At 52.4% G+C, this 16,837-nt stretch carries 6 protein-coding genes; 4 read left to right on the top strand and 2 right to left on the bottom strand.

All coding sequences use genetic code 11. The annotated features are described in order from the left end of the window. Positions 1-65: 65 nt before the first annotated feature. The 4 genes from KJW29_RS23020 to KJW29_RS23005 all read left to right on the top strand — a co-directional run bounded on the left by KJW29_RS23020 (position 66) and on the right by KJW29_RS23005 (position 11,831). Positions 66-1,826 carry a sensor histidine kinase gene (locus KJW29_RS23020; protein WP_214626368.1) on the top strand — a complete coding sequence of 587 codons (1,761 nt, stop codon included), beginning with the start codon at positions 66-68 and terminating at the stop codon, positions 1,824-1,826. Then, positions 1,823-3,400 carry a response regulator gene (locus KJW29_RS23015; RefSeq protein WP_214626367.1) on the top strand — a complete coding sequence of 526 codons (1,578 nt, stop codon included), beginning with the start codon at positions 1,823-1,825 and terminating at the stop codon, positions 3,398-3,400. Before KJW29_RS23020 ends, KJW29_RS23015 begins: the two co-directional genes overlap by 4 nt. Positions 3,401-3,722: 322 nt before the next feature. Then, positions 3,723-11,018 carry an S-layer homology domain-containing protein gene (locus KJW29_RS23010; RefSeq protein ID WP_214626366.1) on the top strand — a complete coding sequence of 2,432 codons (7,296 nt, stop codon included), beginning with the start codon at positions 3,723-3,725 and terminating at the stop codon, positions 11,016-11,018. Positions 11,019-11,111: 93 nt separating this feature from the next. Further along, a complete protein-coding gene (locus tag KJW29_RS23005; RefSeq protein ID WP_214626365.1) occupies positions 11,112-11,831 on the top strand; it encodes a sulfite exporter TauE/SafE family protein in 720 nt (239 codons plus the stop codon). A 129-nt stretch (positions 11,832-11,960) separates the two neighbouring features. Here the strand turns inward: KJW29_RS23005 and KJW29_RS23000 are convergent, their stop codons facing one another. Together KJW29_RS23000 and KJW29_RS22995 are read right to left on the bottom strand one after the other, a co-directional pair. Next, entirely contained in the window at positions 11,961-15,785 is a 3,825-nt protein-coding gene (locus KJW29_RS23000) for a malectin domain-containing carbohydrate-binding protein (RefSeq protein WP_214626364.1), read from the bottom strand. A gap of 33 nt (positions 15,786-15,818) precedes the next feature. Further along, entirely contained in the window at positions 15,819-16,808 is a 990-nt protein-coding gene (locus KJW29_RS22995; RefSeq protein WP_214626363.1) for a Gfo/Idh/MocA family protein, read from the bottom strand. Positions 16,809-16,837 lie beyond the last annotated feature (29 nt).

The raw sequence follows: 16,837 nt of genomic DNA, 5'->3' as shown, positions 1-16,837 counted from the left end.
TTATTATGTATTTTAAGGGTATCATGTCGTCACATTATAATGAGCGCGATTTGGAGGAGCAGGGCATGATGAAGTGGTTTCATAAATATTCGTTTTATTTGCGCATCCAGTTATCCTTCCTTTTATTCATCCTGCTCCCCCTTTTCAGCGCGAGCTTGCTTGCCTACATCGTTATCAAAGATATTACGTTGGATAAGGTAAAGGCCTCCCAGCATAATGTGATCAATATGATTGCCCACGATTTGTCCAAATCGGTAGAGGATGTTATTTACTCCAACAATCTGGTCAGCTTTAACAAAAGCTCGGCCTTTCTTGAATCTCTGAAAAACTTCAAGGATGTATCGGTTTTGCAATCCTTAAAGGATTACGAAAGTTTGATGGCGATTTCGGAATATATCGATCTGGTATTTTCCAAAACGACGGGGATGAACGCCTCTATTTTTTATCTGAATCAGCAGGGTTATATTGTATATGGAAACAATAATGAGCTTGATTTTCGCTCGCTCAAAACATGGGTGGCCGAGAAAGAGGTTTCCGACTGGATTGCCAACGCGAACCCCAACCGTTTGCAATGGATGATGGCCGACGATCTTAAGGTAAGCAACTGGCGGAAATCGGATTCCTTTTATATGGCCATGCGTCCCGTCAATCATTTATATACGGGCGAGCGGCTGGGAACCCTGTTTATCGGCATTCCGAATCATTATTTCCAGGAAGTGATGTCGACCGTCAATTTTGGGCAAATCGAACTGGTCAATGAGAACGGGGTAAAGGTTTTCTCCCATGTTATGGAGGGAACGGCCGCGATTGCGCAAAACAATCAGGTAGAGCTTCGGTCTACAGTGCCTATAACGGGCTGGGAGCTGGTTTATCGGTTCTCTTTCAAAGAAATTACCAAGGAACTGACTTACGTATTTCGTATTCATATTCTGTTAATCATCATTTGCTTGATTTTATTTATATTCATCTCCATCTTTATCGGGAGGCAGCTCTATCGCCCGCTGGACAAGCTTCGCCGGGTGGCCGAGAACTTCGGCGAGGGCGATCGCATCGTCCGTTTCCCGGTAAAAGGCAGGGACGAGCTGTCCGTTCTCGGGATCGCTTTCAATAATATGCTGGACAGAATCAATCGTCTGCTCTTGAACATCGAGCAGGAGCAGGAAGAAAAAAGGGTCATTGAACTGCAAGCCTTGTTCGCTCAGATTCATCCGCATTTCCTGCTTAATACCTTGAATTCGGTCAAGTGCAACCTTATGTTGGGCGGGGATCGGATTCATAGCGGGCAGATTGGCTCATTAATGAACTTGCTGGGCGCTTATATGCGAGTCAATGAAATGAGCGCGCTGGAAGACGAATGCAGGCTGCTGGTCGATTACACCCAGATCATGAAGATGCGTACCGAAATGGACTTTCAATTTCACATCGACATTCCCGAAGAATGGAAAGGGTTCATGGTGCCAAGGCTGATGCTGCAGCCCATGGTGGAAAACGCTATTATTCACGGATTCTCGAAGCTTCCCGATTTCCCGGCCGATCCGACGATCCGGGTGGAGGTCCATGTTTCGGGAGATGCCCTTGTAATCGATGTTGCGGATAATGGCAAAGGGATGCCTGCGTCCGCGCTGGCAAGCTTGCAATCCATGCTGGAAAAAGTCAAGGAGCCGACCGCCTCCAACCAACGTATCGGATTGCCTAATGTGTTGCGAAGGCTGCAACTGACATTCGGCGAATCTTCTTCCATTCGGGTCTATGAAAATGCGGATAAAGGTTTGACGGTTTCCATGCGTATTCCGCTGCAAGATGGCAAAGAGGGGGGATTCGAATGAGAAAAGTGATGATTATAGACGACGATGTGCCGATGCTTCGTTATTTGGAACGGATGATCGAATGGGAGTCCTTGCATTTGCAGGTTGTGGCAACCGCGTTCTCCAGCGTCAAGGCGCTTGAACTATTTCGCGAGAAGGAACCCGATATAGTCATTACGGATATCGGGATGCCGCAAATAGACGGAATCGAGCTGGCCGCTCGCGTCCGGGAGATCAACCCCGCCGTACGGCTTATCTTTGTCACCTGCCATGAGGATTTTGGTTATGCCAGAAGCGCCATGCACCTGCAAGCGGATGATTATTTGATCAAATATGAATTAACGACGGAGAAATTGATGGGCAGCTTGCGGAAAGCGTCCAAATTGGCCGACGAATCGCGGGAGCGTATCGATCAATTATCCTTCAGGGAAGAACTGGAGCGCCATAAGGACCAAATCAAAAAACAATTGTGGCGCCAGCTCAGCGGCAAGCTCGACGAACAGAAGGTGTCGCAATTATTGCAGAAGATTGGCATGCGATGGGAACTGACGCGTTTTATGCTGGCTGCGGGAACGATCGATTACGCCTCCCTGCTGGAGCATTATCATTATGAGGATCTGGACCTGATCCACTATGCCTTCTACAACATTGCGGAAGAAACGGCTGGCGATTGGGCGCCGGTCCTCATTATTCCGCAGGAGCAAGCGGGCAAGTTCGTATTCATTCTGAACTATAAGCCAAACCTGGCCGTTAACATCCGTAAGGAATTTGAAACTTATTTGGAGAGGCTGCGAGAGAAGATCAAAAGTTACCTGAAGATCGAGATGAGAGGCATCATTAGCGGCGAGCTCAATGGACTCGGCGCAATCAAGACGTCCCATGAACAAGTAATGGAAGCCCAACAGGCGCTTTATTATAAAGAATGGGCCATATCTCATCTGTCCGATGATGCTCCTTCTATATGGACAGTCAACGATCAGGAGTTCAAAAGGTATAAGGATGAGCTGCTGCTGGCCAATGAAAAGCAGGATCTGAACGCGTTGGAAGCGGTATTGGAGCGAATGGAGCACTATGCCCGGACGGTCATGCTGAAGCCGCAATTATATGTATATCATCTCTCCCAGATGCTGCGGTCGTTGGACTACGAATGGAATATTCAACACGACAAGGAACATCTGCATGCGCTGTTGCCGCATATTATTTCTTCTCGGGAGGCGCTCCTGCTGGCGAAGCAGCATGTAGGCAAATTGGGCCGCATGCAAGATCGCGGGGGGGCCATGAAGGAGCCCAGGCTGCACGAAATCAATGAATATATCGGCACCCATTTGACCGAGAACGTGTCTTCGGTTTCCTTGGCCAACCATCTATATTTGAATCCGAGCTACTTTTCGCGTTATTTCAAGAAGATTGCAGGCATTAACTTTACCGAATATGTGCATAGGTACAAGATGGATATTGCCAAGCAATTGTTCGAGCAAGGCGAGTCGGTGGAGATGGTCGCCATTAAGCTGGGTTATTCGGATCGGACATACTTTTCCAAGGTGTTCAAGAAATATAACGGAATTAGCCCGCTGGACTACAAATCAAATAAATAGACGCGACAAGGAACCCGATTTTCACTTTAAAGTGGAAGGGGGTTCCTTTTTTCGTTTGCCGTACCGCAGCGTCCAAGCAGAACTTGTTCAGCGTTTGTTCAGAGGGCGATGGTACTATTTTAGTAGATGTTGTCGAAATTCGCTGTCTGTTGAGCATGAAATCCTATTAGATGTTACCTACGAGAGGGAGGCACTATGTCGATATAACATATACATAGTCTATTTTACCCGTGTCGAAAGATACTCGATTAGCGAATGTTTGGAAAAAACTTATATGTTTATGGATTGGCAGTTTAACTAGATGCCAGGGAGGAAGGTATGCATGCTAAGCTTGAAAAGGTTTCAATTATCGTTGTTGGCGTTGCTATTAATCATTCAGGTGGCAATTCCGGGAGTAGGAAGCAGCGTCTATGCGGCGGCTGACAATTTTATTACGTTTAAGTACGATTCTTTCAGCGATGACGGCAGATTGAAAACGAACGGCGTTACGAGCTACTACAATGGCCGATTAAGATTGACGCCCGCAGCTGAACAAAAATGGGGAACAGCCTTTAATATGGAGCGCGTGTCATTGAAGAATGATCGTTCCTTCAGTTCGTACTTCACGTTCCAAATTACGAACGGCGGCGGATATGATGTCGGCTGGGCCGACGGTATCGTGTTTACGGTGCAAACCTTCTCGAACGCCGCGGGAGCGGCTGGCGGGGGAATGGGCTACCAGGGCATTCAGCAAAGCGTAGGCATCGAATTCGATACGTGGAACAACGGAACAGGCGGGGATACAAACAGCAATCACATTGGAATCAATTTCAATGGCGTTCTGGGAGGAGCCATTCCTGTAAAGGAACTGTCCACTTCGACATTAAATATGAAGTCAGGCACGATTCATGCCTGGGTTGATTATGACGGTATCAATAAGAAGATTGAAATTCGGGTCAACAAAGATTCCGATACAAGGCCAACAGAGGCGACACTTGCTCAGAATAATGTGAATTTGACTTCAATACTGAGTTCCAGCGACGTCTATGTAGGTTTTACGGCCGCAACGGGCGGAGCTTATCAGAATCACGATATTACCAAATGGTATTTCACCAACGATTTTGCCCCGATCGATGTCCGCAATAATACGTATGTGCAAGCGCCGACAAGATACACGATCGCAAAGACGGAGCAAGAGGACGGCAGGTGGAAGCTGGATATTACAGCAGTTGGCGGCACGAGGCAGAGTGACATTCCGATTACGGTAACGGCCACGAACGATGCAATCGTCGAACCGTCGTCGGTTGTGACGGATGCCAACGGCAAAGCCGTGGTATACATCTCGTCTTCCGGGACGTCGGGTCCCTCTACGGTGAAGGCGGAAGGCCCGAGCGGCATATTTACAACTGCTGATGTAACACTGGTGGGCAAGTCTACTGCGCCTTTGGCGCAAGATATTATCGCCAATGCGACGGATCAGCAGTTAACGCTGAACAAGGTGCCTGCAGGAGCGGTAATTTCGATCTACCGGAGCGAGAGCGACAGCGAGCCGCTGCAGATCACGTCGGAGACCGGCGGAACCGTGGAGCTCACAGCGAAGGATCTGTCATTCTCCTTAAGCAGCGAAGAAAATATCTACATTACGTATCAAACCGGAATCCGGCTTGAGAGCGACAAAACGGCGATAAGGCCGAAGGTGCGCAGCGGAGCGCTCGCAGTTGGGCAGATTGTATCCAACGGTACGAAGGACACGGTCTATGTAGCGGATGTGCCAGCAGGAGCAACGGTTCGTATCTATGATCCTGTTTCCGGCGAGTTAATCGGCGAAGCCGCTGCGGCTGCCGACCCGAACCCTCTGGCCCTCACGATTGCGGACGGACTGCTGGACTTGCAGCAAGTAGAAGCGACGATTCAGAACCATAACGAAATCGAGAGCCATCGAACTTCGGCGACGACCCGTTTGGAAACAAGCGACCAGCCGGTCCATGTTACGGCGAATAGCGCGACAAACATCATTACGGTCGAGGATGTGCCGAGCGGCGCAAAGGTCATCGTGTATGACAAGGATGGCGATGAGATCGCCTCGATTTATAACCGGACAGCCAATACGCGCGACATGGTCTTCGACATGTTCCCTCCGGGAATCGAACTCGGCGATCATTATGAGGTTTCTATTATTGAAGTGAAAAAATACGAGAGCGATAAAGTCGGCGTCGACGGCAAAGTGCCGAGCCAATCGTTAGCGGCGGATCAGCTTGCCGCCAATGCGACGACGGATACCGTCACGGCGGCGGACATTGCTCCAGGAACGATCGTTCGCGTCTACGATGCTAATGGCGTTGTGCTAGGTCAAGCGGTTAACGAAGGCAGCACGGCAGGCGATGTTGTTGTGGATATTGCCGAAGATGTTGCAGACGACCAGCTATTGTTCGTTACGCAGCAAGCAGCGGGCGAGCTCGAAAGCGCGAAGACGAGCGTTATTGCGCATTTCGATCAAAGCGCTGCGCCAATCTACGTTGCGGCGAATGCGACGGATGACACCGTAACGGTGACGAACGTTCCGGCAGGCGCGACGGTGACGGTGTATGATGAAGATGACGAGGTCATCGGCACGGGGACAAACAACGGCGCTGCGGCGGGAACGGTTATCGTAGAGATCGAAAACGGCCTTAACGATAAGACTAACGTAAAAGTAACGATCACGGAGCCGAACAAGTCCGAAAGCGAGCCGACTACAGTAGCGGTTCTGGCCCAATCGGAATGGCCAAATGATTCCAGCATCGTAGCAAACGGCACCGAAGGCACGGTAACGGTGAGCGATGTTCCGGCTGAGGCGACGATCATTGTATACGATAAGGACGGCAAGGAGTTGGGCCGCCTTAAGCAAGGCGAAACAGCGGATTCGCTGACGCTGGAAAACTTGCAAGGCATGGGCGAGGAGATTTATGTCAGCATCTTGATCGACGGGCAGTTGGAGAGCGATAAAGCGCCGCAATTGGTAACTTATGAACAGAGCGAACCACTAACGGCGGGTCAGGTGTCTGCGAACGCGACCAACAATACGGTTGAGGTAACGGATGTGGCTCCGGGCACGACGATTATCGTCTATGACGATCAACCCAAAGTAATTGGAACTGCGACAAATACAGGCAATGCCTTTGGCACGGTTATTGTCGAGCTTTCTATCGATCTTGCGGATGGAGACAGTGTATTCGTATCGAAGAAGGACAGCAACAAATCGGCAAGCGTGCCGATTGAGGTATTCGCTGCGTATACGCAGAGCGCCGAGCCGGTCACTGTCGTTGCCAATGCATCGACGGATACAGTGACGGTGACGAACGTTCCGCCAGGTGCAACGGTGACGGTGTACGATGACAAGGGCGATGAAATCGGAAAAGCGACAAACAACGGCGAAACAGCGGGAACGGTAATCGTCACGATCGGTGGCGGCCTTAACGAAGAGACTTTCGTAAAAGTAACCATTACGGAGCCGAATAAGTCCGAGAGCAAGAAAACCGAAGCGGCGACGCAAACGAAGTCTGTATGGCCAAACGATTCCAGCATAGAGGCGGACGGTACAAAAGGTAAGGTGACGGTAGAGCATGTTCCGGCAGGAGCGACGATTATTGTATACGATAAGGATGGCAAGGAGCTAGGCCGTCTTAAGCAAGGCGAAACAGCGGGGCAGTTGACGCTGGAAAACTTGCAAGGCATGGGCGATCAGATTCAAGTCGGCATTGTAATCGAAGGGCAGTTGGAGAGCGCGCCGAAGCAAGCGAACGTGGTCTACACGCAAAGCGCTGCGCTTGATGAATCGGCGATATCCGTCAATGCGACGAACGACACCGTGACGGTGACGAACGTACCGGCAGGCGCTGTAATCAAGGTATACGATGAGGATGGCGAGTTGATCGGCACGGCAGCGAACGAAGAGGATGAAGCGGGTTCGGTCGTTGTAACCATTACGTCAGCCGGTGGTTTGACGGATGGGCAAGCGGTTGATGTCACAATTACGGAGCCGAACAAGACGGAAAGCGAAAAAACAGGCGCAACGGCAACCACTGATCAAAGCTATCCGCCGCTGTTGGAATCGTCCATTACGGCGAATGCGACGGATAATACGGTGACGGTAACGAATGTTCCGCCAGGAGCGACAGTGACAGTGTACGATGAAGAAGGCGAAATCGGCACTGCTACTAATAACGGTAACACAGCTGGACCGGTAATCGTCACAATTACTGGAGAGTATGACGAGTCGGACTCCGTCTATGTAACAATTACGGAACCGAATAAGCTGGAGAGCGAGAAGGTCAAAGCGGAGATGCAAATCGAGGCGGTATGGCCAAGCGAATCCAGCATCGAGGCGGATGGCACGGAAGGCACGGTAACGGTGACGAAGGTGCCGTCTGGCGCGACGATCATCGTATACGATAAGGACGGCAAGGAATTGGGCCGTCTTACGCAAGGCGAAACAGCGGGACCGTTGAAGCTGGAGAACCTGGAAGGCCTTGCCGATAAGATTCAAGTCAGCATCGTCATCGACGGGTATCTGGAGAGCGATAAAGCGCCGCAGTCGGTAACTTATGAGCAGAGCGAACCGCTAACGGCGGGTCAGGTGTCTGCGAACGCGACCAACAATACGGTTGAGGTAACGGATGTGGCTCCGGGCAGGACGATTATCGTCTACGACGACGACGATCAACTCAAAGTAATTGGAACTGCGACAAATACAGGCAATGCCTCTGGCACGGTTATTGTCGAGCTTTCTATCGATCTTGCGGATGGAGACAGTGTATTCGTATCGAAGAAGGACAGCAATAAAGCGGCAAGCGAGCCGATTGAGGTCATCGCTGTGTATACGCAGAGCGCCAAGCCGGTCACTGTCGTTGCCAATGCCTCGACGGATACAGTGACGGTGGAGGGCGTGCCTGCGGGCGCGACGGTGACGGTGTACGATGACAAGGGCGACGAAATCGGCACGGCGACAAACAACGGCGAAACGGCGGGAACGGTAACCGTCACGATTATCGACGGATTTGGCGCATTGGAAAAGGTCGATGTAAAGATCACGGAGCCGAACAAGCTCGAAAGTCTGGCTGTTCAGGTGGACATTCTGGTGATGTCCGACCCGTTGACGGTTGAACGTATTACGACCAATGCGACGAAGGATACGGTCCAAGTTGCTTCGGTGCCCGCAGGCGCAACGATTTATATTTATAATGCCGGCAATCAATTGATCGGCACGATAACCAACAATGGCCTCGAAACCGCAGACTTGACGATAGCGATCCCGGCCCCTGGCATAGCTGGCGGAGATACGGTGAAGGTGTCCGTTAAGGAGAAGGGCAAACTGGAGAGCAGCACTGTATCGGTCATTGCCGGATTGGAGCAGACAGCTGCGCTTGGCGAGGAGCAGGCAATTGTTAACGCCACTAAGGATGTTATAACTGTCAAACATGTTGCCCCTGGAGCAACCGTCAGAGTGTACGACTCGACGGGCAAGCTGCTTATTTCCAGGAAGAACACTACATCCGGAAGCACAAATCTGGTTATTGCAATGAATCCGGGCTTTGATGCGGGAGTACAATATTTGATCAGCGTCTCGGAGCCGAATAAGCTGGAAAGCGAGAAAAAGAGCTTTACTGCTCGCGATCAATCCTCCAGACCAACGAATGATCAGATTGAAAGCATCAGCGTTCAACAGGATACGATCGTCGTCAAGGATGTTCCGAACGGCGCGACGGTTGTCGTTTACGATGCCGAAGGCAAAGAAGTCGGCAACGCGACGAACACTTCGGGTTCGACCGGAGAGGTTACGGTCAAGGGACCGATTAAGACGAACGAGCTGCAAATTACGATCATTGAGTCAGGCAAGCTGGAAAGCGATAAGCTGATCGTGGATTTGCAGTTGACGACCGAGGAGCAGATCAACAATGCCTTGCGCCGCCTCTCCGTAGAGTACCAGGGTCAGGATACTTGGGAAAGCGTGACGAACAACGTATTCGTTCTAACGGTAGGAGCGCATGATACGCAGGTACAATGGCAATCCGCCAAATCGGGCGTTATAGCGATCAACTCGCCGTTGAACAACCGGATTGAAGCGACGGTTGCCCGTCAGGCTAACGATGTCAGTGTCATTCTGACCGCCGAAATTTCCAAGAACGGCATGACGAAGAGCAGAACCTTCCTGCTGATCGTCAAATCCGAAAGCTTGGACAAAATAAGCGAGTCCGTTGGACGCCAAGTCGATATCAAGGGCGGAGAACAACAAGAGCAAGAGCAGCAAGTCGACGTTAACCGTATTACAATGTCCGACGGCTCCAAGATCGATAAGGCGATATTCGATGCAGCCAGTGCGGGTACGTTTGCCGGAAATCCATTGACCGCAGACAACCCGGCGATTATATATGTCAATGAAGATACAGATCCGGCTGATGAATACGCAATCGAAATTCCGCAGCAGTCTATGTCCTTGTTGGCGGATCACGGGAATTCGCTTGAAATTCAAACCGACTTTGCGCGTCTGAGCATGGGTAACGATATGCTGGCGCAAATGAATAAAAGCTTCCTGGATCTGTTCTTCCGTATTGTACCGGTTAAAAATGCAGACAAACAGAAAGCAATCAACGATGCAATTCCGAATGAATCTGTCGTTCGGACCGCGGCAGGCGGTCGTCAAGTTGAGGTGCTCGGCTCCTCGCTGGAGATCGAGACTAACTACAGCAATTACAATACAAAGCTGTTTATTCCTTTCGCCAAGAACGGTATTGTAGTGCCGACAGGCAATGCAGCAAGCTTCCTTGATTCGCTGCGGATTTACATTGAACACAGCGATGGGGAAAAGGTTGTTCAGCAAGGCACTGTCGTCTACAAGGATGGCGTGCCGGTCGGACTGGAAATCGAAATCAACAAGTTCAGTACATTTACGATTATTCAGTTAAAGAGCGCTCCGGTCATTATTTTCCCTGTCAATCCAGTTGACGAGGAAGAAGAGGCTGAAGAGGAAACACCGGAGTCCGCTCATCATTCCGCCTATATGAAGGGATATACGGACGGCACTTTCAGGCCGAATGCATCCGTTAAGCGCTCGGAGATGGCATCTATCCTGTTTAGAGTGAATGAGCTTGAAGCGGAGGCTTCGTTTAAGCAGCTCTATCCGGATGTAAATGAAGGCCACTGGGCGTCGCCCAACATTGAACGGCTCAATGGGCTCGGGTGGATGATTGGCGATACGTTAGGGAATTTCCGTCCGGAGTCCGGCATTACGAGAGCGGAGATGGCCATGATTCTTGCCAGATGGCTGGAGCTCGAATTGCCGTCGGAACCGCAATCCGGCTTCGATGACGTAGGCGCGGGACATTGGGCAAATCAAGCAATCTCAGCCGTGTCGAGTGCGGGATACATGATCGGTTACAAAGAGGGCGACTTCAAGCCGAATCGTTATTTGACCAGGGCGGAGGCCGTAACGATCATTAATCGGGTTCTTGATCGCGGACCGCTGACCCGCGTTCCTGCTCCTTCCTGGAAGGATGTCGATCACGAACATTGGGCATATGGCGCGATTGAGGAAGCTTCCCGCAATCATTTTTATACGAAGCTTGAAGGCGAAAGCGGAGAACAGTACAAAGATTCCAAATAAACGGTCATGATCGGCGAGGCTGTCCATCTACGGGGCAGCCTCGCTTTTTGTGCGATTCTTTTAATCGGAATTGCAAACTGTTACAATAAATAGATGTCGATCCTTCTATTTATTATCATTATTTTGATGGCTTCCATATTGCAAACCAGCACGGGGTTTGGATTTTCTATTCTAGCTACTCCGTTTCTTCTTCTTTTGTTCGAACCAATGGAAGCTATTCAAATCAATTTGATTTTATCGCTCATTATATCGTTGGCCCTAATAACTAAAATCAAAAAGGATATAGATTTTGGCATTTTAAAGAGGTTAATAGCGGGGAGTGTTATTGGTTTACCATTGGGAATCGTTACCTTTCTGTTTTTAGACATTAATAAATTGAAAATGGGTATAAGCATCATTATCTTGTTATTAACCATGTTATTAATACTTAAGTTTCGTATCAGTCAAAATAAGGGCAAGGATCTGTTCGTCGGAGGACTATCAGGTTCCCTTACGGCAAGCATAGGCATGCCCGGACCGCCTGTTTTGCTGTATTTTTCGGGAACAGATACTTCAAAAGCAAAGTTAAGAGGCACGACGCTGGCCTTTTATTTGTTTATCTACTTATTGAGTTTATGTATCCAAATCATTTTTGCCGGAACAAGTAAAACCGTCTGGCTGTCAAGCGGTCTGGCTCTACCTCTTGTAGGGGTGGGTCTGTACCTGGGGCAACTTTTATTTAACAAGGTTAATCAGAGGTTTTTTCGGATATTCACCTATGTCATTTTGTTGTTTACAGGCGTTTATTTGTTAATTGACAGCTGGAGACCATAGAGTCTTGAATCGGAAAGGCCCACCCTCTGGCGTCCGAACGCCCATAGAACTCGACAAGCCCGTCAGGACAATTCCTGACGGGCTTCAGAACGTTTGCGCGCTATTCCAGAACTCGGCGGCAATGGGCGCTTAACGTGTACGCGCCACTTCGATGGCGTTGACGGCTGCCGCATCGGCTAGAGCGCTGAAGTCGATGTCCAGCACGCCGTCCGTTACGGCAATGTTGCCGAAGGTGTACCTGCGCGCCTTGTCATGTCCGAGCGCTCCCGTATAGTTGTCGTAGCCCGACAGCATGTTCGCCCCTTCGATGTCGACGTTGAATATCCTTATACCGGCGGCATTGTAGTAGATCTCCGCGAAGTCGAGCGTTACTTTATAAGTGCCGTTCGGAACGTTGAACTTGTAAGCGAACGCGTTGCCTCCGCTGCCGAAACGCTGAGTGCGGTACAGCGCCTGGTCGCTCGTTCCCGATATCGTATCCGTCGTTGCGGTGACGGATGTCGTGGACGTCGTATACCCCCATGTATTGGCGCCCGCGTATGGCTGATCCGCTGCCCAAAGGAGCCCGCTCGCATCACTGTAGGATGTGGAGGACCCTACGTTCACTCGTTGCTCGTAAGCGTCGACCACGTTGATGGTCCAGGTCTTGACGGTGCCGAAGGTCGCGACTCCGTCCTGAATCATGCCTGCGCTGAAGGTGTAGGTACCCGGCGTTGCCGGTGCCTGGATGCTGAATGTAAAGCTCTTGCGCTGGCTGGTTGCGATCGTCTCCGAGCCGGGCAGGAAGGCGCGCTGATTGGTCGCGCTCAGGCTGTATCCGCCGCTGACAAAGTCGCTCCAGCCGAATTGATTGGTCGGACCGGCATAAAGCCTGTACATATTCGCTTCCGTCCATTCGTTCGCCCCGGCATTCTGAACATCGATGCTCACGCCGGCCTTGCTGCCGGCCGCCATAACGGTCGGCACTTCCCACCCCGCGTACTTCGCATCCCTTGGGTCGGCGACGCGGATGGTGAAGGTCTTCGCGGTGCCGAAGCCTGCGCTGCCGTTGTTTAACTGCATCGAAAGCGTATAGTTGCCCGGCGTGCTCGGCGCGGTCACGAAGAAGGAGAAGGTCTTCGCCTGTTCGGTCTTAATACGCTCCGACGCGCTCATGTATACGCTCTGATTGCTTGCGCTGACGCTCGTGCCGCCGTAAGGGAAGCGGCTCCAGGTCAATTGATTGGTACTGGCGCTCTTAAGCGTGTAGTTGCCCGCTCGGGTCCAGTCGTTCGTTCCCGTGTTCCTGAAGCTGACGGAGACGGGGACGACGTCGCCTGGCGCCACGTATTCGGGGATATTGTCGTGGAAGCTAACCGCATCGTTGGCGGACGCGCCGCCCGGCGTGACACGGATGTCGTATACCCCCGTATCGCCGAAGAGAGCGGTGCCGTCCTTGATCATCTGGACCGCGAAGCTGTAGACGCCTCTCGTTCGCGGCGCGGCGATGGAGAAGCTGAACGTCTTGCTCCCGCCGGGGGCGATGCTGTCCGCGGCGCTCAGGTAAACGCGCTGATTATTGACGCCGCTGCTGTATCCGCCGCCGCTGCCGAACGCGCTCCACAGCACCTGGTTGCTGTCTGGAATGGCCGCAAGTCTGAAGTTGTTGGCGGCCGTCCACGTGCTGGTGCCGATGTTTTTTACCGTGACGGAAACGGTGGATACCTGTTCCTCGTTCATGACGGATGGAACAGTGACGGCCGTAATGCGCGCCGCATTGGCCGGAACCGGGACGACCTGAACCGTCTTCTTGCGGTTGTCGCCGAACGCGGCCACGCCATCCCGAATCATCGAAGTGCCGAACAGGTAACTGCCGGGCGTTGTCGGCGCCTGCACCTGGAAGGTGAACGTCTTGGTCTGCTGCGGCGCGACGTTGTCCGACGACGCCAGAAAGACACGCTGATTGTCGGCCGCCAAGGAATAACCGCCGTCAGGGAAGTCGCTCCATAACAGCGCATTGTCCGTCGTTGCGGCTAATCTGAAATTGTTGGCGGCCGTCCATGCGGCGCTGCCGACATTGCGGACGGTGGCGGATGCCGTATACTTCTGGCCGGCGATCATCTGCTCGGGAAGCTGGAGATCCAGCATAATAGCGTCGTTAGCTACATTGCCTTTGACCTTCTGCCTGATCAGCGAAGCATAGGTGTACGGATCAACCGCCTCGTAGTTATACTCCGGATGTTCGGCCTTGATCTTCTTCATGACCTGACTGATATATTCGGTTGAGGTGAAAGCGGGCTTGATGTACAGGAAGTTGGGCGTCGTTCCCGGGCTTGTCAACGCAGCCGTCGCGCTGTAAATTTGGGCAGCCTGCGCATTGACGTTGTTGGTGGCAATCGGCACGTTGTCGCCCATCACGACCATATTCGTGCTTCGTACATCCGGCTTGGGCGAGCTGAGATTGGGATTGTAGACCAGGGACAGGTCGTTCGAGAACCAGCGGTATACCTCCTCCGAGGACGGAGAGACGACTCCGGCGTTGCCGTTCAGGACGAATCCGGACATCGTATAGCCCGTCGAGCGGTAGATTTGCTCGTTCCAACCCTTCCAGACGGAGACATCCTTAATGAAGTCCGGATTGGCGTACCCGCCCGCGCCGGCGCCCGCAACCAGGTAGTCGCCCGGCGTTGCCGTATCGTAGAGGAATTGCATGATGTCCCCGGCGTTGCGGGTGGCCGGCACGATATTCCACGCGATCGGCGTCTTGCCCCTGGCAGGGTCCGCATTCCACACGTAGGGGAATTGATAATGGACGGTCGAGGAGTCGTGATCGCCCATTCCCCACAGGATATAGGTTTTGTTGGCGAGAGTAGGACGGCTGCCGGCCTCGTTCGCGGGCTTCAAATTCGTCGCGACGGGCGACCACCAATGAACGGACATATTGGAGTCGCCCATCGTATCGAGGATGCTGACGATGGCCGCATTGTACTTGGAGAGCAGCTCGACCGTCTTCCATTCGCCCTCGAACTCCGTATGGGACCCTTTGCCGCCGTAAGTCGAATATTTGTCCCACCATGGGAAAAATCCGTAAACCTCGATCATGGTTTTGTTTCCATGCAAGGCGTACGCCGACTGAAGGATGGCGAGGAACGTTTCCAGATCCTTGCCAAGCGTCTGATTGGGGGCATCGAAAGGCCGTTCGTCGCCCCAAGGGCTCAGGTCGAATACGAAGCCCTTGCGCATGACGAGTATGTCTCTTGCGGATACGTATTCCTGCGAGTGAGTGGCGGGCAGCATCGCGTACGCGTCTTCGATGTAGCCGAGCACGCCTGCATTCGCAAGTCCCGTATCCAAATATTGCTGCTTTGCCCACACATAGGCGTCCGTCTTGGCATTGGCGCCGCTGAATTGGCCCGCCAGATTACGCGCGACGGTCAGGCTGTTCGGCGCGGAGGTCAAGCGGGCATGGAGGCGCCCGCCTCCCATGACGGCCGGCGTCCGCTCGATGCCGGCGATGGTCGTTGCCACGTTGGCCGTGGCATGGACCTTGGGATCCCAGACGACAAGCCCGGCCAGGTCGGCACGGAACGTATCGACGAGCGCTTCGAGCGTGGCAATCGGGCTTACCGTATATTCGCTCAGCCACTGTCCCGGCTTGCGGAAGGTCTCCAGCCACTTCTCGTCGATCTGCAGCGACTGAACGGATGTGATGGACGGGGTCTGTACGTAGAAGGAATTGTAGACGTACAGCCGCGGTCCCTTTTGGTTGACAATCCCTTGCAGCGTGGTGACAAAAAGCTTGATATCGTAAGATTCGGCCGTGTTGAACGAGCCAGAGATCTGCCGCAAATCGAACGTGTAGATGACCGGATAGGCGGCGGCGTCGGCCTGCTTGGACTGGTAGGTTGTCAAGCCGGTTATAGCGAGCGCAAATATTAGGAACAGCTTAAGCAATCGGTTCATTGTCATTGTCATAAAGCACCCTCCGATACGATCGAATGTAAGGCTTTATCTAACGGATTCCAATTGACCCGAATGACTGGATCTGCGCGCCAGCAAGACGGCTCTTGCCGACGCGATGCAGTCCGCGGCGGATAAAACCTGCGGCTGCTCGCCGCGGATTCTGCGAACGAAGTCCAGACACACGCTGTCGTGCTCTTGCACCTCCTCCATCACATTGCGGTGATTCCGGTCGTGCGTGCACAAAATCACCTCGCCGGTCTTGATCAGCACTTCGATCGTGCCGTCCGTGCCAACGACGAACATTCTGCAATCCCATGACGTATTGCGCGGCGTCAGCCAATCCGCTTCGATATGGACCGTGACGCCTCCCTCCAGGACGAACAGCGCCTGAGCGAAGTCGATGTAATCCGGCTTGTCCGCAAAAAAGCGGGTATGCAGCGAACGGGCCATCACTTCGCGGACCTCGCCGCGGCTCATCCACAAGGCCAGATCGATGTCGTGGATCATCAGATCCACGATCAGGCCGCCGTTTCGGGCATTCTCGTACATCCATGGCTCCTCGCGCTGAGCCGTCGATTCATGCGGACGCATCATGATGCAGCCCGCGAAATCGCCGATCGCTCCTTGATCGATGAATTCCTTGGCCCTCACGTACAGCGGATTAAACCGCTCGGTCAGAAGCACCGAGAACTCGGCGTCCGAAACCGCGACCTGCAGCTCCAGCAGTTCCAACTCCTCTTCGGTAATCGAGACGGGTTTGTCCGAGATGACATGTTTGCCGCGCTTTAGACATTCGATGACGGCATCGGTCTTGAGATCGTTGGGCAGGCAGACGATGGCCGTATTGCAGTCCACCTCGTCCAGCATCAGCGAATAATCCCGGTAAAAAGGCACCCCGTACCGATCCGCAACCACCTGCCAGCGTTCCTCCGTTTCCATGACGGCAACCAGCCGGACATGGTCTGCTTTCAGTATTTCTTGAATCGCGTACTCTCCATGAATGCGGAGACCGATTGCTACGACGTTTAATTCCATAATTTCCTCCCTTTCTTTTGGATTTCCTG

The sequence above is a fragment of the Paenibacillus agaridevorans genome, from assembly GCF_018604145.1.
Classification (GTDB): Bacteria; Bacillota; Bacilli; order Paenibacillales; family Paenibacillaceae; genus Pristimantibacillus; species Pristimantibacillus agaridevorans.
This window is presented reverse-complemented; position numbering and strand designations above follow the sequence as displayed.